Source organism: Paenibacillus sp. Mc5Re-14, assembly GCF_001049835.1.
Taxonomy (GTDB): domain Bacteria; phylum Bacillota; class Bacilli; order Paenibacillales; family Paenibacillaceae; genus Paenibacillus; species Paenibacillus polymyxa_C.
The window spans coordinates 5,441,935-5,464,340 of sequence record NZ_CVPD01000001.1 but is presented as its reverse complement, the minus strand read 5'-3'; the positions used below and the strand labels follow the sequence as shown (position 1 = coordinate 5,464,340).

The 22,406-nt window shown below is 57.4% G+C and carries 6 protein-coding genes; all 6 read left to right on the top strand.

Translation table 11 applies throughout. The features are described from left to right. Positions 1-17: 17 nt before the first annotated feature. From BN1546_RS24640 to BN1546_RS24615, 6 genes are read left to right on the top strand one after another with little or no spacing between them, the layout of a single operon-like run. Positions 18-1,280: a hydroxymethylglutaryl-CoA synthase family protein gene (locus BN1546_RS24640; protein ID WP_090739057.1), complete on the top strand. Its 1,263-nt coding sequence runs from the start codon at positions 18-20 to the stop codon at positions 1,278-1,280. After that, a complete protein-coding gene (locus tag BN1546_RS24635) occupies positions 1,277-2,041 on the top strand; it encodes an enoyl-CoA hydratase/isomerase (protein ID WP_090739056.1) in 765 nt (254 codons plus the stop codon). The genes BN1546_RS24640 and BN1546_RS24635 overlap by 4 nt, the downstream gene beginning before the upstream one ends. A 26-nt stretch (positions 2,042-2,067) precedes the next feature. After that, positions 2,068-2,817 carry a polyketide synthase gene (locus tag BN1546_RS24630; protein ID WP_090739055.1) on the top strand — a complete coding sequence of 250 codons (750 nt, stop codon included), beginning with the start codon at positions 2,068-2,070 and terminating at the stop codon, positions 2,815-2,817. A 31-nt stretch (positions 2,818-2,848) separates the two neighbouring features. Beyond that, on the top strand, positions 2,849-13,213 hold the full coding sequence (locus tag BN1546_RS24625) for a PfaD family polyunsaturated fatty acid/polyketide biosynthesis protein (protein ID WP_255305594.1): 10,365 nt from the start codon (positions 2,849-2,851) through the stop codon (positions 13,211-13,213). Continuing rightward, positions 13,155-20,045 carry a beta-ketoacyl synthase N-terminal-like domain-containing protein gene (locus BN1546_RS28110; protein ID WP_255305536.1) on the top strand — a complete coding sequence of 2,297 codons (6,891 nt, stop codon included), beginning with the start codon at positions 13,155-13,157 and terminating at the stop codon, positions 20,043-20,045. Before BN1546_RS24625 ends, BN1546_RS28110 begins: the two co-directional genes overlap by 59 nt. Further along, entirely contained in the window at positions 19,991-22,402 is a 2,412-nt protein-coding gene (locus BN1546_RS24615; RefSeq protein WP_369690604.1) for a type I polyketide synthase, read from the top strand. The genes BN1546_RS28110 and BN1546_RS24615 overlap by 55 nt, the downstream gene beginning before the upstream one ends. Positions 22,403-22,406: the final 4 nt, after the last annotated feature.

Sequence of the window (22,406 nt, the reverse complement as noted above, 5' to 3'; positions counted from 1 at the left end):
CACCAAGGAGGGTCATCATGAAGACGGTCGGAATTGAAGCCATGAATGTATATGGCGGTACTGCCTACCTGGATGTGTTTGAGTTGGCGCGGCACCGCAATCTCGACACGACACGTTTCGATAACTTACTGATGAAAGAAAAGGCAGTTTCGCTGATCTGTGAAGATCCAGTGACCTTTGCTGTCAATGCGGCGAAGCCGATAATTGAGTCGCTGCCGGAAGCGGACAAGAAAAGCATCGAGCTGCTGATTACATGCACGGAATCGGGAATCGATTTCGGCAAATCCATCAGCACTTATGTTCATCATTACCTGGGGCTCAGCCGAAATTGTCGGATGTTCGAAATCAAGCAGGCCTGTTACTCAGGCACGGCGGGGTTCCAAATGGCGGTCAATTTTATTTTGTCGCAAGCTTCGCCCGGGGCAAAGGCGCTTGTCGTCGCCACGGATATTTCGCGTTTTATAGCCGTTGACGGCGGCGAGGCTTTGACGGCCGACTGGTCTTTTGTCGAACCCAGCTCCGGCGCAGGGGCCGTTGCCATCCTTGTTGGTGAAAATCCGGCAGTCTTTCAGATCGATGTGGGTGCAAACGGTTATTACGGCTATGAAGTGATGGATACTTGCCGTCCTATTCCAGACAGCGAAGCCGGCAACTCCGATCTTTCGTTGCTCTCGTATCTGGATTGCTGCGAAAAAACTTATCTGGAGTATGCGGAACGCGTTGCCGATGCGGATTATCGAGATACATTCCAGTACCTGGCGTTTCATACTCCTTTCGGTGGAATGGTTAAAGGGGCGCACCGCTCAATGATGCGGAAGATGACCAAAGCCAAGCCTGCGGAAATAGAGGCGGATTTTGCACAACGTGTAATTCCGGGACTGATGTATTGCCAGCAGATGGGCAATATCCTCGGGGCGACGGTGCTGCTGTCTTTGGCTAGCACTGTGGACAACGGCAGGTTTGAGGCCCCGCGCAGAGTAGGCTGCTTCTCTTACGGCTCAGGCTGCTGTTCGGAATTTTACAGCGGAATTGTCACGCCCGAAGGACAGCGGCTTCAGCATAAATTTCAAATTACCGAACATTTGAACCGTCGGTATAAATTGTCCATGTCCCACTATGACCATCTGCTAAGGTCCAGCGATACGGTTAAATTCGGGACGAGAAACGTGAAGCTGGATCTTGGTGATCTGCCGGCCATGCTGGCGTCCAGCGGAGGGGGGCAACGGTTGTATCTGGAAGAAATATCGGAATTTCACCGGGTGTACAGGTGGGTCTCATGACATATGAGACGATTCGGGTCCGCCGGCAAGAGGCGGTATATTTTATTCAAATCAGCAGGCCTGCCGCCAACAATACCATCAATGATGTGTTGACTGCGGAGTTCCGACATGCCTTGCGGGAGTGCGAGAAAGCCGCTTCGGTAGTGGTCGTAGAAGGGCTGCCGGAAGTGTTCTGCTTCGGAGCCGACTTTCAGGACATCCATAAGCAAATGACCGCTGCGGATACGGCGTTGGGGGATGCCGAGGCGTTGTATGATCTATGGCTGCATCTGACAAGCGGCCCATTCATCTCGGTTGCTTACGTCAGGGGCAAAGCCAATGCCGGCGGCATCGGCTTTGTGACAGCCTGCGACATTGCACTGGCAGACGAGACGGCGCTGTTTAGCCTTTCGGAGATGCTGTTCGGCTTATATCCTGCCTGTGTGCTGCCGTTTCTGACCCGAAGGGTCGGTTTTCAGCGGGCCCACTATATGACGCTGACCACACAGCCGGTCACGGTGCGGCAAGCGGTGGAATGGGGATTGATTGACGCCTGCGACGGTGACGGCCAGGCTTTGCGCAAGCTGTTGCTGCGTCTGCGGCGTATATCCAAGCCGGCGATTGTCCGCTACAAGCGATATATGAACGAGCTGTACGCTTCGCTGGGCCAATTCAGGCAAACGGCTTTGACGGGGAACAGGGAAATATTTTCGGACTACGGAAACCTGCAAGCCATCAGCCGTTTTGCGGCAACGGGGCAATTTCCTTGGGAGGCCGATTGATATGCGTACGGCAGAAAGGGATAGATATGACGTCGGATGTAATTGATGTAACGGAGGCTGCCCCCGGTGTTCTGCGGATTACGATGCAGGATCGGGTCCATAAAAATACATTTTCGCCGGAGTTAATGTCGGCTTTGATTGCGGCCTTTCAATATGCCGGTTCTTCAACCAGCTATAAGGCCGTTATTTTAACGGGTTATGATTCCTATTTCGCTTCAGGGGGAACCAAGGAAGGGCTGCTTGCCATTCATGAGGGCAGGGCCAAGTTTACGGATACGAATGTATACAGCCTCGCCATCGACTGCCCCATTCCGGTCATCGCCGCAATGCAGGGTCACGGAATTGGCGGAGGCTTTGTGATGGGGTTGTTTTCCGACTTTGTTATTTTGAGCAGAGAAAGCGTATATACAACGAATTTTATGCGTTACGGATTTACGCCAGGCATGGGAGCGACGCTGATTGTGCCGAAAAAGCTTGGACTTGCATTGGGGGAGGAGCTGCTGCTGAACGGGGGCAGTTACCGAGGAGCAGATCTCTGCAAGCGGGGAGTTCCGTTTCCTGTGCTGCCTCGCGCTGAAGTTGCGGATTATGCATTGCAGCTTGGGAAGGAACTTGCGGATAAGCCCCGCGCTTCTTTGGTCGCCCTGAAAAATCATCTGGTCGGTTCTTTACGGCGGGAGCTGCCGAAATTCGTTGCACAGGAGGTCATTATGCACGAGCTGACATTTCATCAGTCGGAGGTCAAGGAACGTATTCAGGAATTGTTCGGGAACTAAGGATACTTGGAGAGGAGGATGACCATTGAATGTGGAGCAAATATTTCGGGCTTTGAAAGATAAAACGATGAACCCCCAGAAAGCCAAGCGGCTATTGTCACAGTCTGGTTCTGACGGCAGCAATGCAGAGATTTCACGGAGCGGTTCCGGTGGTCAGGTGCCTGTACCGGAAAAGAGGCTGCTGACGCCGCTTCCGTCGGGAGTTTCTCCCGAACGGTTCGGCAATCCGCTTTTTCAGAAGCGGTACAAGTGCAAATGGAATTATATCGCTGGCTCCATGTACCGCGGCATCTCATCGGAGCAGCTGGTGATTGCCATGGGACGGGCAAGGTTGCTCAGTTTTTTTGGCAGTGCAGGCCTGCGCGGAAATGAGCTTGAGACGCGGATTGGGCGCATTCAGAAAGAACTGGGGCCGGAAAAGCCTTACGGCATGTGTCTGATTGCTAATATCGACGATCCTGACGAGGAATGGGAGCAAGCGGAGCTGTGCTTAAAGCTGAATGTTCCGGTAATCGAGGCTGCAGCTTATTCAGCGATCACCTTGCCGCTGGTATATTGTCGTCTCAAGGGGTTGTCCCGGCACAACGGAAGCTTGACACCAAGGCGGAGAATTATCGCTAAATGCTCGAGGCTGGAGATCGCCCGCATGTTTTTGTCGCCTCCACCTATGGAAATGGTGCTGGAACTGCTTGCAACGGGCCGGATCAATAAGGAAGAGGCTGCATTATCGCAACACCTTCCACTAGCTGATGATTTAGCAATCGAAGCGGATTCCGGCGGGCATACCGATCAAGGTGCCGCTTTTTCCCTACTGCCTGCTGTGCTTTCCCTAAGACAAGCGATGCACAACCAGTACAGCTATGAGGAAGAGATTATGGTGGGATGCGGCGGGGGCATCGGAACGCCCGAGGCCGTTGCGGCGGCGTTTATGCTCGGCGCCGATTTTATTTTCACGGGTTCGGTCAATCAATGTACGGTCGAAAGCGGTGCGCATGAAGCTGTGAAGGAACTGCTGCAGTCCCTTTCGGTTCATGATACGACGATTACGGTTGCCGGCGATATGTTCGAGATTGGTGCCAAGGTGCAAGTGGTCAAAAAACAGACGCAGTTTGCAGCCCGGGCCAACAAGCTGTATCAGTTGTTTACCCAGCACACGTGTACAGAGGACATCCCCCCTGCAACGCGCCGGGAGCTAGAGCAGCACTATTTCAAACGAACATTTGAACAAGTGTGGGAGCTTGTCTGTGAACACAAGCAGCGCAGCAATCCGGTTCAATTGGCAGAGGCAATGGACAACCCACGGTTGAAAATGGCGCTGATTTTTAAATGGTATTTTGCGCATTGCAATGACGTCACTCTGAGGGGGGAGTTATCCGAAAAAGATAATTTTGTGGTGTACTGCGGTCCTGCGATAGGAGCCTTTAATCAATGGGTAGCGGGCACGGATTACGAAAACTGGCAGAACCGCCATGTGGACGGCATCGCGGAAATCCTGATGACGCACGCTTGCACCTACACCGCTGCCCGAACGGTAAATACCGTCTCCAGCGGGCAAGCGGGCGCGGTAAACTCTGCTCCGCATGAAGACCGGGCTATTGCCGTTATCGGCATGTCGGGGCGATTCCCCATGTCAAAAAACATCGAGGAATATTGGAACAATGTGTCTGCCGGACGCGACTGCATATCGGGAATTCCACTGGAACGCTGGGACATCGATGCGAATCCCACTTCGGCAATACAGTCGACCCAACCACCCGATTACCGGTGGATGGGGGTTCTGGAAGAGGCCGAGTGCTTTGATCCGCTGTTTTTTCATATCTCTCCCGCAGAAGCCGAGGCCATGGATCCACAACAGCGGCTGTTTCTGGAACAGGCATGGCACTGCATCGAGGATGCCGGCCTTCGCCCTTCTTCTCTCTCCGGAACTCGCTGCGGCGTATTCGTCGGTTGCGCGGCGAGCGATTACGCAGAACTGGTGGGGAGCGGCGGCTGGAATGCGCAAGGGCTGATGGGGCGAGCACTCTCCATTTTGAGCGCACGCATTTCGTATCATTTGAATCTGAAGGGTCCGTGTCTTGCCATTGAAACAGCCTGCTCCTCCTCGCTGGTGGCGATCGCGGAAGCATGCGAAAGTCTTAGTCTGGGGACTAGCGATTTGGCTCTTGCAGGTGGAGTGTATGTGGCGGCCACGCCCTCCATGCAGCATATGACGGGGAATGCTGGTATGCTCTCGCCAAGCGGGCGCTGCTATACCTTCGATAACCGTGCCGACGGATTTGTTCCCGGGGAAGGTGTTGGAGTGATTCTGCTTAAACGCTTGCAGGATGCCGAAAGGGACGGCGATCATATCTATGGCGTCATCCGGGGCTGGGGCGTCAATCAGGACGGCAAAACCAACGGAATCACCGCTCCTAGCGTCAATTCGCAAACCGTGCTGGAGCAGGAGGTGTATCGGCGGTTTCAGATCGATCCGGCGACAATTTCTTTGGTGGAAGCTCATGGAACGGGTACCCGGCTCGGCGACCCCATTGAGGTCGAAGCGTTGACGGCAGCCTTCCGCTCCTTTACAACCGGGAAGAATTATTGTGCACTGGGCTCGGTAAAAAGCAATATCGGTCATTTGCTGGCAGCGTCGGGTGTGGCTGGCGTGATCAAAACACTGCTTGCCCTGAAGCACCTGATGCTGCCGCCGACTTTGCATTTCGAGTCTTTGAACGAGCATATCGACTTGCAAGACAGCCCGTTCTACATAAACACCCAGCTGCAACCGTGGAGGAGCGAAGCCGGCCGGAGCCGGCGGGCTGCGGTCAGCGCATTCGGGTTCAGCGGGACCAATGCTCATATCGTGCTGGAAGAATATGCGGAAATGCGGGAATCCTCACAGCTGAAAGCGGCGCCGGAAGATCATCGTACGCTGCACTTTGTGCTGTCCGCCCAAAGCGCCGAGCAGTTGGGCGAGTATGCCGCTGCGTTGAAATATTGGCTGGAATGTCATCCGGAAGCGGAGCTTCGGGATGTTGCCTATACGCTGCAGGTTGGCCGCGAGACTATGGACCACCGGCTGGCGTTTATGGCGGCTTCCCGGCAGGAGTGTCTACAAGCGCTTGATGCTTATCTGCGCAGCGGCATGTCCCCCGGGAATTTAATGGGTTATGTCAAGGGCTCTGGCGAGCCGACAGCCGCCACCTTCGGGAAGATTTCGCCCCCTGTCGGAGGGCTGGACAGCATCGGCGAGCAATGGGTGCGCGAGGGAGAGGTAGACTGGAGCAAGTTGTACGGGGAAGCCACACCGCGGCGGATCAGCCTACCGGGATACCCGTTTGCGCGGGAGCGGTATTGGATGAGCCGGCGTGCGGGAAGTGCGTCGGAGGCCGAGGCGAGACATACGTCCGTGCTGCATCCGTTGGTACAGCGGAATACGTCGGATTTGACGGAACAGCGGTACAGTTCACGGTGGAGCGGCGAAGAACTCTTCTTGAAGGATCATGTGGTACAGGGGCGGAAAATGCTGCCGGGGGCAGCCTATCTGGAGATGGCGCTGCAAGCGACGCTGCTGGCTGCCGGGACGGCGGGGCATGAGGCGGAGCAGGGCGTGCGGCTACACGGGGTGGTATGGCTGAAGCCGTTCACGGTGGAAGAAGGAACGGAGCAGGAACTGCACATCGCACTGACGCCGGAGGCGCAGAACCGAATTGGCTTTGAGGTGTACAGCGGAGAGGCAGTAGGCGAAGGGGAAGTACACAGCCAGGGAAGCGTGGAGCTGTACACCCGCGAGGCGGCGGCAAACCTACCGAAGCTGGAGGTGGAGGTGCTGCGGGAGGAGAGCCGGCACATTGTGAGCGGCGCGGAATGCTACGGGCAGTTCCTGGAGAGAGGGATCGCGTACGGACCAAGTCATCGGGGGCTGGAGCGGCTGGAGATCGGTCCGCGGGGCGCGCTGGGCAAGCTGGCGCTGCCGGAAGGCACAGGAGAGGGCTATGTGTTGAATCCAGGTATAGTGGATGCGGCTTTACAAGCCTGTGCGGGTTTGATGGAAGAGACAGGCGGAAGCGAGACGCAGCTGCCGTTCGCGCTGGAGCGGCTGGAGGTGATGTCGGCGGCGCCCGCGCGGGGCTGGATCTGGGTGCGTCCGCAGGAAGGAAGTGCGACGGAAGGCAGGCTACAGAAGCTGGACATCGACCTGTGCGCCGAGGACGGGATGGTCTGCGTGCGGATGAGCGGCTTTACAGTCCGGGCATATAAGCGTGAAGGGGCGTCTGACGAGGTTGCTCCGGCCGGAACGGATTGCAGATCAGCGGGGTCTGAAGTGCTGATGTTTGTACCACAATGGCGTGAGTGCTCTGCGGGGACAAGCATAGGCCGGCAAAAGCACCTACTGTTGGACACCGGTTCCGGACTTCGTCATTCACTAGCCGGATTTGCCGAGCAGTGGATTATCCTATGTGAAATGGAAGAATCGGTCCATGCGGCGGTACACGCGTGGCTGGACAGCGAATCTGACAGTCTGCCGGCAAGCAAGCGCACTCTGCTTCTGTGTTCGGACGAGAAGGAAGTGTATGGGCGTTATCGTGACTATGCGGCACAATTGTTACAGCTAGTCAAAGACATTATGCTCAGTAAGCATCGGGATAAAGTCCTGCTGCAACTGCTGATCCCTTCAGGACAAAAAGGAGAAGACGGACTGTTCTCCGGACTCATTGGCCTGCTCCGGACAGCGGGATTGGAGAATCCGGCAATCGTCGCGCAGTTGATTGAGACCTCTGGGGCCATCTCCGCGATTCAGGAAAGTTGCCTCCATCCCGAAGAAGCGAATGTCCGGTATACGAACGATAAACGCTGGATGCCTGAATGGCAGGAAATACCGCTCCTTGAAACGGATCTTGCCGCTCCATGGAAGGAGGGCGGGGTATACCTGATTACAGGTGGAGGCGGTGGACTTGCGGCACTATTTGCCGAGAATATTATCCGCCATGCTCCTCAAGCAACTGTTCTTCTCGTAGGCCGACGTGAGCCGGACGACCGCCGGCGGCAGTGGATGCATGATCTGCAGCGCAGTGGAGCGCAAGTCTCCTACCGTATTGCGGATATCACGAAGAAAGAAGAGGTCCAGCGGCTGATTGGCGGCATAAAGACCGAGTATGGGCGCATTGACGGCTTGATCCATTGTGCAGGGGTGCTGCGGGATCGTTTCATATTACATAAAAATGCGGATGAACTTCACGCCGTGCTTGCGCCCAAGGTGGATGCCCTGATTCACCTGGATGAAGCTGCAAAGGATATTCCGCTTGATTTCTTCGTACTCTGTTCATCGCTGGCCAGTGTGTTCGGCAATCCTGGACAAGCGGACTATGCGGCGGCCAACGCTTTCATGGACGGATTCGCCGCTTGGCGCAATGAAAAGGTTCGCTTGGGAATGAGACAAGGGCATACGCTCGCCGTCAACTGGCCGCTGTGGCAAAACGGCGGTATGCGCGCAGATGAACACATGCAGGAACGCATGCATAAGCAGGCGGGAATAGCTCCGCTGGAGACGGCAAGCGGAATCCGGGCGTTGTATGCGGCTTTGGCAGCCGGGCATGGGCAGGCTATGGTGTTGGCGGGCGAACGCAGCCGATTATTAAGATGGCTGAAACCCGCCGTAGGTACTGCGGAGAGCACGGAAACGGTGGCAACTACAGAAACGGCGGAAACCACAGCAGCGGTTAATCAGGCAGAACGTCTGCAGGAAAAAACGGTCCAGTATTTCAAAAAGCTGCTGTCGGACATCACGAAGCTGCCGGCAGGACGGATCGAAGAGAAGGCACCACTGGAAAAGTACGGCATCGATTCAATCATGGTCATGCAGCTGACGTCGCGGCTGGAGCAGGATTTCGGCCCGCTGTCGAAGACCCTGTTTTTCGAATACCAGACGCTGCGCGAATTGTGCGGCTACTTTATGGACACCTACGGCGGCCGGTTAGCAGAATTGTTCGCCGCGGCGTCAGGGCAGATAGCTGCACCGTCGCCGCGGCTGACAGAGGACGCTGTGAGTCGGCGGGAAACCGCCAGCCGACGCAAAGGTGGCCGCCGCCTCGCATCCATCCCTGCTTTGCAAGCAGAGCCGGCGGAGGCGCCAGAGATCGCCGTCATCGGCCTGTCAGGCCGCTATCCGGGCGCACGGAATGTGGACGAGTATTGGAAGCGGCTGCGCGAAGGCGCCGATTGTGTAACAGAAATTCCGGCGGAGCGTTGGGATTACCGTCGGTACTATCACCCAGAGAAGGATCGGCAAGGTACAACCTATAGCAAGTGGGGTGGCTTCATCGAAGGGGTGGACCGATTCGACCCGCTGTTCTTCCAGATTTCACCGCGGGAGGCGGAAATTATGGATCCCCAGGAACGGCTGTTTCTGCAATGCGTGTACGAGACGCTGGAAGATGCGGGGTATACGCGGGAGACGCTGGCGGAAGCAGGAGGGGACAGCGGAGGAAACGTAGGCGTGTACGTGGGTGTGATGTACGAAGAATACCAGCTGTACGGTGCGGAGCGGACGTTGCAGGGGCATCCGCTGGCGCTGTCAGGGAACCCATCGTCGGTGGCGAACCGGGTGTCGTACTACTTCAACTTCCACGGGCCGAGCATGGCGGTGGATACGATGTGCTCCTCGTCGCTGACGGCTCTCCATTTGGCCTGCCAAAGCCTGCAGCAGGGGACGTGCAAGCTGGCGATTGCCGGCGGGGTAAACGTCTCGGTGCACCCGAATAAATACCTGATGCTGGCCCAGGGCAAGTTTGCCTCCAGCAAGGGGCGGTGCGAAAGCTTCGGAGAAGGCGGAGACGGCTATGTGCCGGGGGAAGGCGTAGGCGCGGTGCTGCTGAAGCCGCTGGCCCAGGCGGTGGCGGACGGGGATCAGATCTACGGCATCATCAAGGGAACGGCGGTGAACCACGGTGGGAAGACGAACGGCTATACCGTGCCAAACCCGAAGGCGCAGGCGGAGGTAATCACGCGTGCGCTGGAGGAAGCGGGAGTGCATCCGCGGACGGTGAGCTATATCGAGGCGCACGGCACGGGAACTTCGCTGGGAGACCCAATCGAGATTGCAGGCCTGCAACGGGCGTTCCAGGTGCAGACGGAGGAAAAGCAGTATTGCGCAATCGGGTCGGCGAAGTCGAATATCGGACATCTGGAAAGCGCGGCGGGGATCGCGGGCTTGACCAAAGTGCTGCTGCAGATGCGGCATGGGGAGCTGGCGCCATCGCTGCATGCGGAGGTGCTGAACCCGCATATCGACTTCGGGATGACGCCGTTTCGGGTGCAGCGGGAGCTGGAAGCGTGGATGCGTCCGAGCGTGACGCTGAACGGGCAGACGCGGGAGTATCCGCGGATCGCCGGGCTGTCGTCATTCGGGGCGGGCGGATCAAACGCGCATGTCATCGTGGAGGAATACCAGAGTCCGGGGGACAACGCGGCGGATGAAGCGGCAACGGTGGGAGGAACCGCGCTGATCGTGCTGTCGGCCAAAAATGGAGAGCGGCTGCGGGAACAGGCGAAACGCTTGCTTAGTCACATCCAGGCAGGCCAGGTGACGGACGGGCAACTGGCGGCTGCGGCGTATACGCTGCAGGTGGGCCGAGAGGCGCTGGAAGAACGGCTGGCACTGATGGCAAGTACGGTCAGGGAAGCTGCAGAGAAGCTGGAGCACTTCGTGAATGGCGGCGGGGAGACCGAGGGTTTGTACTGCGGCCAGGTCAAACGGTATAAGGAAGCGCTGGCACTGTTCCGGGCGGACGAGGATATGGAGCAAGCGGTGGAAGCGTGGATGCGGAAAGGGAAAGTGGCGAAGGTGCTGGAGCTGTGGGTGAAGGGCTGGGCGGTCGACTGGCGGAAGCTGTACGGGGACAAGCGGCCGCAGCGGATGAGCCTGCCGACATACTCGTTTGCGCAGGAGCGGTGCTGGGTGCCGGAGATCGGGGATGCAGCGCAGACCGGAGCGGGGCTTGCAGCGCTGCATCCGTTGGTGCAGTGGAACACGTCGGACTTCGCAGGCCAAAGCTATGCGGCGGTGCTGACGGGGGAAGAGCTGGTACTGAAGGACCACCGGGTGAACGGGAAGAAGATGCTGCCGGGTGTGGCGCAACTGGAAATGGCACGAGTAGCGGCCACGGATGCAGCCAAGTCGTATATGGACGGGAGGACCGGGGTCCGGCTGCGAAATGTGACGTGGCTGCGGGGCCTGACGGTGGAAGACGCGGCAGAGACGGTGCGGATCGCCCTGACGCTGGAGGCGGAGGGAGCGATGAGGTATGTCATCGGCAGCGGCGGATCCGGGGACGAAGAGGTTGTGTATAGTGAAGGGATGGCAGAGCTAGAGGAGCTGCCGGAGCAGGAACAGGTAAAACTGGAAGCGATACGCGGACGTTGCGGTCGGAAGGTGAGCAAAGAGGCGTGCTATGCAGCGCTGGAGGAGCTGGGTCTTTGCTACGGAGCGAGCATGCGGTCGGTCGTAGCGGTGTGGACAGGAGTGGACGAAGGGCTGGCGGAGCTGAAGCTGCCGGAGGCGGCGGAAAGTAGCTGGGGGGAGTATGTGCTGTACCCGGGGCTGCTGGACGGAGCGTTGCAGAGCTGTATGGGATTGGCGCTGGGCGAGGAAGATCAGCGGGTAATGTTGCCCTTTGCGCTGGAGAGTCTGGAGGTGCACGGGGAGCTGAGCAAACGGATGTGGGCGTGGATCCGGCGCCGGAAAGGGGAAGGCGGCACCGGGAAGCTGGATATCGACCTGTGCGAGGAAGGTGGTCGGGTCTGTGTCCGGTTGTCCGGATTGATGGTACGGGCCGTTGCTGCCGGAAGTGGGAACCGGGAGCCTGATTTTGCTCAGGAGCCGAAAGAACCGCAACTGATCGGCAATATAATGCTGGCGCCTGTGTGGGAGCCTTCGCTGGTCCAACCGGGAGACCACTTTCCGGCGCCTGGCGAGCGGGTAATGGTCATAGGCGGAACCACAAGCCAATGGGCAGGAATCCGGGAACGTTGCCCCGGCGCATCCCGCATAGAGATTGTTTCCGATGATTCCATGCCTATCATAGGTGGAAAATTGGCCACTTGCGGCGTTGTGGATCATTTCATCTGGATCGCTCCTTCGGATGGCGATACCACATTCAAGCCAGAGGCGGTAATTGCTGGGCAGAAGTCGGGCGTCCTGCTGTTGTTCCGGTTCATCAAAGCCTTGCTTCACGCAGGCTATGGGGCCAGAAAGCTTGGCTTCTGCATCTTGACTGTGAAGACGCAGCATATAACGTCTGATGAGCTGATTGATCCGACCCACGCCGGCTTGCACGGCTTGGTCGGTTCGTTGGCCAAAGAATATCCTCACTGGAATATCAGGCTGGCCGATCTGGAAACAGAAGAAGGCTGGCCGTTCGATGAGTTGTTCGCCCTGCCCCCGGATGCAGAAGGACATCTGCGGACATATCGGGGAGGCCAATGGTATGAACAGCATCTTATGCCTGTCCGGCAGGAGATTGCAGAGCACCGTCTGTATAAAACCGGGGGTGTCTATGTGGTCATTGGAGGCGCTGGCGGCATCGGGGAAGCCTGGAGCGAGTATATGATTCGCAGCCACCAGGCTCATATTGTATGGATTGGGCGGCGGCCGAACGATGCCGTTATCGAAGCCCAGATCAGGCGCTTAGGCGCTTTGGGGCCGGCACCGCGCTACATCTGCGCCGACGCAGCCAATGAGGCGGCGCTGCGCGAAGCCTACAGGGAGATCAAGTCGATTCACCCGGCGATTCATGGGTTGCTCCACTCCGCTGTCGTGTTGCTGGATCAGAGCCTGGAACGGATGGATGAGGAACGGTTCAGCGCCGGGCTTCAGGCGAAGGTTGATGTCAGCGTGCGGATGGCGCAGGTATTCAGAGATGAGCCGCTGGAAATGGTTTTATTCTTTTCATCATTCATGTCCTTTACAAAAGCCCCTGGCCAAAGCAACTATGCGGCGGGCTGTTCCTTTTCCGACGCCTTCGCCCACCAGCTCGGCAAGTGGTGGACATGCCCAGTTAAGGTGATGAACTGGGGGTATTGGGGCAGTACCGGCGCCGTGTCGGCACAGGGTTACAGGGACAAGATGGCACGTACGGGAATCGGCTCCATAGAACCGATGGAAGCATTTGAAGCACTTGAGATATTGCTGGCCGGATCAGCTTCGCAAGCGGCGCTGATTAACACGACGAAGCCTCTGGTTCTTAAGGAGTTATGTGCAGATGAATGGGTTGCCTTTTATCCGGACCAAGTGCCATCGGCAGTGCCACACCTGCCGGATCTTAAGGCGGCTATTACAAAACAAGGAGGAGAGATTGGTGACCGGGCCGGATATAGAAATGAAGATACAACACCTTTTACGATCAACCCTGTCTGAGTTGCTCCAAGTAAAGCCTGAGCAACTCGATATGAATTTTAATTGGGAGGAATATGGATACGATCCGGTCGTCTGGGGCGAATGGGTCAGACGGCTGAATGAATCGCTGGTGCTGGATTTGTCACCGGCTGTTTTTCATGAATATCCGAATTTGCAGGCGTTGACGCAATATTTGCTCCAGATACAAGGAACTCCGTCCATTGATGTCCTGATAGCTTCAGGTGATGTCCCCACGGATGATGGGGAGAAGGCAGACAACGGGCCGCACAGCTCCGGGCTGGCCGGGATGCTTGCCGAAGCGGTTGCCAGCTATGTGCAGCGCCGTCTGGATCTGGATAACTCGTCCCGTGTTCATATTTTGCAGATCGGTCAACTGACAACAGCGGAACTTTCCTTGCTGCTGCAAAAGTTGCTCCCCTTCAATACGCAGATTGCCGAGTTTTGCTGCACCGGTTCGTCGGAGGACCATTTCCTGCGGATCGAACCGGGACTTGAGCCCGTTTGCCCATTTCTGAGGTTCCGCAGTCTAGAGCGGCATATGCCTTTTATGGATCAGCAGTTATCTCCGGGCGGCTATGATCTTGTGATTGCCCGGGGCAAAATAACCGACCTGCAACATGTTCAGCAGATGTCACGCGAGGCGAAGATCGTTCTGAAGAAAAACGGTGTGCTGCTGTGGGAGGATAGCGGGAGTCTTGAACCGGATATGGATAATGCAAGCGGCGCGGAAGTCTTCAATACAGAGAGCGCCGGCCGTATCCGCAGCCTGCTGACCGGTGCAGGGTTTCGAAATATCGGCATGGCCGGCTATTTGCCAAGCCCCGTCCTGCTGGCGGCGGAAAGCGACGGTGTAGTGCGGATGAAGCGCAAGAGCCTTTCTGTCTCACCAGAGGCAGTGTCCTCGGATGCACTGAATTATAACAGCAATTTGCCGTCCCGCAGCGAAGCCGCTGATCCGCGTTTGGTCCAGCACGGCAGTGAAGAAGAGCATACTATTGAACATCTGCAGGATAGAAGCCGTCAATATTTAAAAGATCTGATTGGTGAGGCTTTGAAAATATCGCCGCAGCAGATCGACACCGCCGAACCGTTCGAGAAGTTTGGCATCGATTCGATTATGGTCATTGAATTGGCTGCTGCATTGCGGAAGGTGTTCAGCAATATCAGCAGCACATTGTTTTTCGAGTATCCGACAATCGATAAACTGGCAGATCATTTGCTGCAGTCGCAGCGGGAGTGTTTCATGGAACTGCATGATGTTGGAACAGCAGATTCGCCGAACGGCACAGTGGGGGAAGAAACGGTCAATGCCGATCCTGCTATGCGTTCGGAACACTCTGGCAACCGCTTTTGGAAGAGGTCGGATACGCCTTTTGTTCAGCGCCAATCCTCACTGCCGGATACCTCTCGAGATGTGGCGGTCATCGGATTGGCCGGTCGCTACCCCGGGGCTGATGATGTGCATGAATTTTGGGCGAATTTACTGGCCGGCAAATATAGTATTTCGGAAATTCCCCCGGAACGTTGGGATTGGAAAGCTTATTATGCGGAGGAAAAAGGGAAGCCCGGTGCCATGTACACCAAATGGGGCGGCTTTATCCGGGATATCGACGCCTTCGATTCGCTTTTTTTTCATATATCGCCTGCGGAAGCCGAACGGATGGACCCACAGGAAAGGCTGTTTCTTGAGGTGGCCTATGCAAGTGTGGAGGATGCGGGATATACGCCGTTGACCCTCGAGCACAGCCGAAAAATCGGTGTTTTTGTCGGCGTTATGAACGGAAACTATCCGACAGGGTCCAGTTATTGGTCCATCGCCAACCGTCTGTCCTATCTGTTTAACTTTCAGGGGCCAAGCCTAGCAATCGATACGGCTTGTTCCTCTTCACTGACTGCTATTCATCTTGCACTGGAGAGCCTGCACAGCGGTTCCTGTGAATGTGCGATTGTGGGCGGAGTCAACTTAATTGTCGATCCGGTACATTACTTGAAACTCAGTGCGTTGACGATGCTGTCCTCCGGGGATAAGTGCAAAGCGTTTGGAGATGAAGCAGACGGTTTTGTGGACGGAGAGGGTGTTGGGGCTATTGTTTTAAAGCCTTTGGCCAAGGCACTCAGTGATGGTGACCATATCTATGGTGTGATTAAAGGAAGCATGATCAACGCTGGAGGCAAAACTCACGGCTATACGGTGCCTAACCCAAATGCACAAGCAGAAGTAGTTGCAGACGCCTTACGGCGAGCAGGCATTCATGCCCGTGAAGTCAGTTACATCGAGGCACATGGCACGGGAACCGCGTTGGGTGATCCGATTGAGATTGCGGGTCTGGTGCGAGCATTCAAGGAAGACACCGAGGATACACAGTTTTGCGCCGTCGGTTCCGTTAAGTCGAACATTGGCCATTGTGAGAGTGCCGCTGGTATCGCTGGCTTAACGAAAGTGCTGATGCAATTCAAATATGGTGTAATCGCGCCTACCCTTCACTCCGGTACAGCTAATCCGGAAATTTCTTTTGAGCAGACACCGTTCTATCTCCAACATGCGACGGCGGAGTGGAAGCGCCCTATGCTTCACATCAACGGAAAACTGACGGAAATCCCGCGTATTGCGGGCGTTTCTTCGTTCGGCGCCGGAGGGGCCAACGCGCATTTGATAATTGCAGAACCCCCGCTCCTGGATGAGAAGCTAAATCGTATGCGGTCTTCGCCTTTGCAGCCGGCTCTTATTGTGCTATCGGCAAGACAAGAGGACCGCCTTGTCATACAGGCCTCACAACTGCTCCGGACACTGCGGGAGCAGAACTGGCAAGATGATGAATTGGCCGATGTGGCCTATACGCTACAGACAGGGCGCGAAGCGATGGATGAGCGGCTGGGAATGATCGTCTCATCTGTCGAACAATTGGAGAATGCCTTGCAGGCTTTTGTGCAAGGGGAACAACAAAACGGGCATCTGCACCGTGGACAAGTCAGCCGAAACAAGGAAGCGTTGGCCGTATTTGCCGATTCTGAACTGCGCGACACGGCGGAGCAATGGATTCGGCTTGGCAGATACGGCAAACTCCTGGAATGGTGGGTGCGCGGGGGAGAGGTAGACTGGAGCAAGCTGTACGGGGAAGCCACACCGCGGCGGATCAGTCTACCTGGATACCCGTTTGCGCGGGAGCGGTATTGGATGAGCCGGCGTGCGGAAAGTGCGTCGGAGGCCGACGCGAGACATACGCCCGCGCTGCATCCGTTGGTACAGCGGAATACGTCGGATTTGACGGAGCAGCGGTACAGTTCACGGTGGAGTGGTGAAGAATTCTTCTTGAAAGACCATGTGGTACAGGGGCGGAAAATGCTGCCGGGGGCAGCCTATCTGGAGATGGCGCTGCAAGCGACGCTGCTGGCTGCTGGGACGGCGGGGAGTGAGACGGAGCAGGGCGTTCGGCTGCACGGGGTGGTATGGCTGAAGCCGTTCACGGTGGAAGAAGGAACGGAGCAGGAACTGCACATTGCACTGACGCCGGAGGCGCATAACCGGATTGGTTTTGAGGTGTACAGCGGAGAGGCAGTAGGGGAAGGGAAAGTACACTGCCAGGGAAGCGTGGAGCTGTATACCCGCGAGGCGGCGGCAAACCTACCGAAGCTGGAGGTGGAGGGGCTGCGGGAGGAGAGCCGGCACAGTGTGAGCGGCGCGGAATGCTACGGGCAGTTCTTGGAGAGAGGGATCGCATACGGACCAAGTCATCGGGGTCTGGAGTGGCTGGAGATCGGTCCGCGGGGCGCGCTGGGCAAGCTGGTGCTGCCGGAAGGCACAGGAGAGAGCTATGTGCTGCATCCAGGTATAGTGGATGCGGCATTACAAGCCTGTGCGGGTTTGATGGAAGAGACAGGCGGAAGCGAGACGCAGCTGCCGTTCGCGCTGGAGCGGCTGGAGGTGATGTCGGCAGCGCCTGCGCGGGGCTGGGTCTGGGTGCGTCCGCAGGAAGGAAGTGCGACGGAAGCCAGGCTACAGAAGCTGGACATCGACCTGTGCGCCGAGGATGGGACGGTCTGCGTGCGGATGAGCGGCTTTACAGTCCGAGCATATAAGCATGAAGGGGCGTCCGGCGAGGTTGCTACGGCCGCCGGATCCTTGATTAATCTGATCGCTCCGGAGGGCACAAGAACTGCAGATCCGACAGAACGCCTGCAGGAAAAAACGGTCCAGTATTTCAAAAAGCTGCTGTCGGACATCACGAAGCTGCCGGCAGGACGGATCGAAGAGAAGGCACCACTGGAAAAGTACGGCATCGATTCAATCATGGTCATGCAGCTGACGTCGCGGCTGGAGCAGGATTTCGGCCCGCTGTCGAAGACCCTGTTTTTCGAATACCAGACGCTGCGCGAATTGTGCGGCTACTTTATGGACACCTACGGCGGCCGGTTGGCAGAATTGTTCGCCGCAGCGTCAGGACAGATAGCTGCACCGGCGCCGCGGCTGACAGAGGACGCTGTGAGTCGGCGGGAAACCGTCAGCCGACGCAAAGGTGGCCGACGCTTCGCATCCATCCCTGGTTCGCAAGCAGAGCCGGCGGGGGCGCCGGAGATCGCCGTCATCGGCCTGTCAGGCCGCTATCCGGGCGCACGGAATGTGGACGAGTATTGGAAGCGGCTGCGCGAAGGCACCGATTGTGTAACAGAAATTCCGGCGGAGCGCTGGGATTACCGTCGGTATTACCACCCGGAGAAGGATCGGCAAGGTACAACCTATAGCAAGTGGGGTGGCTTCATCGAAGGGGTGGACCGATTCGACCCGCTGTTCTTCCAGATTTCACCGCGGGAGGCGGAAATTATGGATCCCCAGGAACGGCTGTTCCTGCAATGCGTGTACGAGACGCTGGAAGATGCGGGGTATACGCGGGAGACACTGGCGGAAGCAGGAGGGGAGAGCGGAGGAAACGTAGGCGTGTACGTGGGTGTGATGTACGAAGAATACCAGCTGTACGGCGCGGAGCGGACGTTGCAGGGGCATCCGCTGGCGCTGTCAGGGAACCCATCGTCGGTGGCGAACCGGGTGTCGTACTACTTCAACTTCCACGGGCCGAGCATGGCGGTGGATACGATGTGCTCCTCGTCGCTGACGGCTCTCCATTTGGCCTGCCAAAGCCTGCAGCAGGGGACGTGCAAGCTGGCGATTGCCGGCGGGGTGAACGTCTCGGTGCACCCGAATAAATACCTGATGCTGGCCCAGGGCAAGTTTGCCTCCAGCAAGGGGCGGTGCGAAAGCTTCGGAGAAGGCGGAGACGGCTATGTGCCGGGGGAAGGCGTAGGTGCGGTGCTGCTGAAGCCGCTGGCCCAGGCGGTGGCGGACGGGGATCAGATCTACGGCATCATCAAGGGAACGGCGGTGAACCACGGTGGGAAGACGAACGGCTATACCGTGCCAAACCCGAAGGCGCAGGCGGAGGTAATCACGCGTGCGCTGGAGGAAGCGGGAGTGCATCCGCGGACGGTGAGCTATATCGAGGCGCACGGCACGGGAACTTCGCTGGGAGACCCAATCGAGATTGCAGGCCTGCAACGGGCGTTCCAGGTGCAGACGGAGGAAAAGCAGTACTGCGCAATCGGGTCGGCGAAGTCGAATATCGGACATCTGGAAAGCGCGGCGGGGATCGCGGGCTTGACCAAAGTGCTGCTGCAGATGCGGCATGGGGAGCTGGCGCCATCGCTGCATGCGGAGGTGCTGAACCCGCATATCGACTTCGGGATGACGCCGTTTCGGGTGCAGCGGGAGCTGGAAGCGTGGATGCGTCCGAGCGTGACGCTGAACGGGCAGACGCGGGAGTATCCGCGGATCGCCGGGCTGTCGTCATTCGGGGCGGGCGGATCAAACGCGCATGTCATCGTGGAGGAATACCGGAGTCCGGGGGACAACGCGGCGGATGAAGCGGCAACGGTGGGAGAAACCGCGCTGATCGTGCTGTCGGCCAAAAATGGAGAGCGGCTGCGGGAACAGGCGAAACGCTTGCTTAGTCACATCCAGGCAGGCCAGGTGACGGACGGGCAACTGGCGGCTGCGGCGTATACGCTGCAGGTGGGCCGAGAGGCGCTGGAAGAACGGCTGGCACTGATGGCAAGTACGGTCAGGGAAGCTGCAGAGAAGCTGGAGCACTTCGTGAATGGCGGCGGGGAGACCGAGGGTTTGTACTGCGGCCAGGTCAAACGGTATAAGGAAGCGCTGGCACTGTTCCGGGCGGACGAGGATATGGAGCAAGCGGTGGAAGCGTGGATGCGGAAAGGGAAAGTGGCGAAGGTGCTGGAGCTGTGGGTGAAGGGCTGGGCGGTCGACTGGCGGAAGCTGTACGGGGACAAGCGGCCGCAGCGGATGAGCCTGCCGACATACCCGTTTGCGCAGGAGCGGTGCTGGGTGCCGGAGATCGGGGATGCAGCGCAGACCGGATCGGGGCTTGCAGCGTTGCATCCGTTGGTGCAGTGGAACACGTCGGACTTCGCAGGCCAAAGCTATGCGGCGGTGCTGACGGGGGAAGAGCTGGTACTGAAGGACCACCGGGTGAACGGGAAGAAGATGCTGCCGGGTGTGGCGCAACTAGAGATGGCACGAGTGGCGGCGACGGATGCGGCCAAGTCGTATATGGACGGGAGGACCGGGGTCCGGCTGCGAAATGTGACGTGGCTGCGGGGCCTGACGGTGGAAGACGCGGCAGAGACGGTGCGGATCGCCCTGACGCTGGAGGCGGAGGGAGCGATGAGGTATGTCATCGGCAGCGGCGGATCCGGGGCGAAGAAGCCGTGTATAGTGAAGGGGTGGCAGAGCTGGCGGAGCTGCCGGAGCGGGAGCAGGTGAAACTGGAAGCGATACGCGGACGCTGCGGTCGGAAGGTGAGCAAAGAGGCGTGCTATGCGGCGCTGGAGGAGCTGGGTCTTTCCTACGGAGCGAGCATGCGGTCGGTCGTAGCGGTGTGGACAGGAGTGGACGAAGGGCTGGCGGAGCTGAAGCTGCCGGAGGCGGCGGAAAGTAGCTGGGGGGAGTATGTGCTGTACCCGGGGCTGCTGGACGGAGCGTTGCAGAGCTGTATGGGATTGGCGCTGGGCGAGGAAGATCAGCGGGTAATGTTGCCCTTTGCGCTGGAGAGTCTGGAGGTGCACGGGGAGCTGAGCAAACGGATGTGGGCGTGGATCCGGCGCCGGAAAGGGGAAGGCGGCACCGGGAAGCTGGATATCGACCTGTGCGAGGAAGGTGGTCGGGTCTGTGTCCGGTTGTCCGGATTGATGGTACGGGCCGTGGAGCGCTTGATCGGAATGGAGACACCCAAAACGCTTCCTGCCTCGGATAAGCTGGGCCTTAGGAAGCGCGAATGCGACGGTGATCCGCTCTCTCCGCAGACGACAGACGCTGTTCACTCAGTGGGAGCACTTCTGCTGGCGCCCAGTTGGAGTGAATGCCCAGAAGAGCCGGTTGGAGCTGTTCCGCCTTTCATCAAGCATGTGGTACTACTTGGAATGGAGAACGAGGCTATATACGAAGATTTTAAGCATTGCCTAGAAGATTGCGCTGATACACTGCTATCCACCGAGGTGCTGAATTTGGGCTTCAACCGGGAACCGAACGGAGCCGATGAATGCTTCAGCGAAGCGGCTACCCAGACATTCCGAAAGCTCCAAAGCATTATTCAAGATAAGCCGTGCGGCAAAGTGCTGATTCAACTAGCGATACCAAATTGCGGAGAACAGCGCCTATTGGCAGGATTAACGGGAATGCTGCAAACAGCCGTTTCGGAAAATCCCCAGCTGGTTGGACAGCTCATCGAAACCGCATCTGACGATAGCGCTGCAGAATTACTCCGCAAATTGCAGGAAAGCGCGACTCGGCCAAATATGAAGCATATCCGTTATGATGCCGATAAATGCCGGATGCTGGAATGGCATATGCTGGTGCAGCGCAGGGAAGAATGTCCTGCGTTGCCCTGCAAAGATAACGGAATCTATTTAATTACAGGCGGCGCGGGCGGCCTCGGGAGGATTATGGCCCACGAAATATCCCGTACCTGGAGGGGGACGACGCTGATCCTTACCGGCCGTTCTGCGATAGCACAGGGGGATCTGGACAAGCTGAGGCTGTCCTTAAATGAGGATACCCGCGTTGAGTATATTTCTATCGATGTAGCCGACCGTGAAGCGACTGCCGCAATGATTCATGATATTCACATCCGCCACGGCGCTCTTCATGGCATCATTCACAGTGCCGGTATACACCGCGACAATTTCATAATAAAGAAAACGGAAGATGAACTGCATGCTGTGTTGGCATCGAAGGTGCGCGGTCTGGTGAATCTTGATCAGGCAAGTAAAAGCATACCATTGGATTTCGTTCTGCTATTCTCTTCGTTGGCGGGAGCGTTTGGAAATGCCGGTCAAGCCGACTATGCAGCAGCTAATGGGTTCATGGACGCTTATGCAGCCTACAGAAACGAACTGACAACGCTGGGACAACGGCATGGCCGTACCTTGAGCATCAATTGGCCGCTGTGGAGGGACGGCGGTATGCAGGTGGATATGCCTACAGAGCAGCTTATGCTGCAGCGTCTTGGGATGCTGCCGCTAGAGACGGCAACGGGGATGTGGGCTTTGGGGCAATGTTGGGCAGCAGGCCAATCGCAAGCCTTGGTCATGGAGGGCGACATGATCCGGTTGAAGCAACTCTGGGTGGTGTCGCGGCCTCAATTGCTGGATTCGCCGGCATTCGGCGACAGCGCCGGCAAAGGTTTAGATCGTGCGATCCGGGAGGTGCTGGCTGTGTTGCTTGAAACAGCATCGGCGCTGCTTGCGGTTAAGGGTGATTCTATTGATCCCCAGGGTGAATGGAGCGAATACGGATTTGATTACGCGTTGTTTCACCGGTTTGCCGAGCTTCTAAATGAACAATACGGGTTGGATCTCTCGCCAGAAGTATTCTATGAGCATCCTTCGTTGTACAGTCTGACGCTTTACCTGGTAAATGTGAAGCAGCCGGCGGAGGCGGCGTACGAAGAAATGCGCGTTTCTACCGTAAATTTGGATGTGGACAGTGCCGGACATTCCACCGATGTGACAGGACCGGAAAACGATAAGCAGGGCGAAAATGACTACTGGCAGCTTGTTGATCGAATTGTGCAGGGAGAACTGACGGAAGAGCAACTACTCCGGATTTTGGGTGCAAACTGAAAGG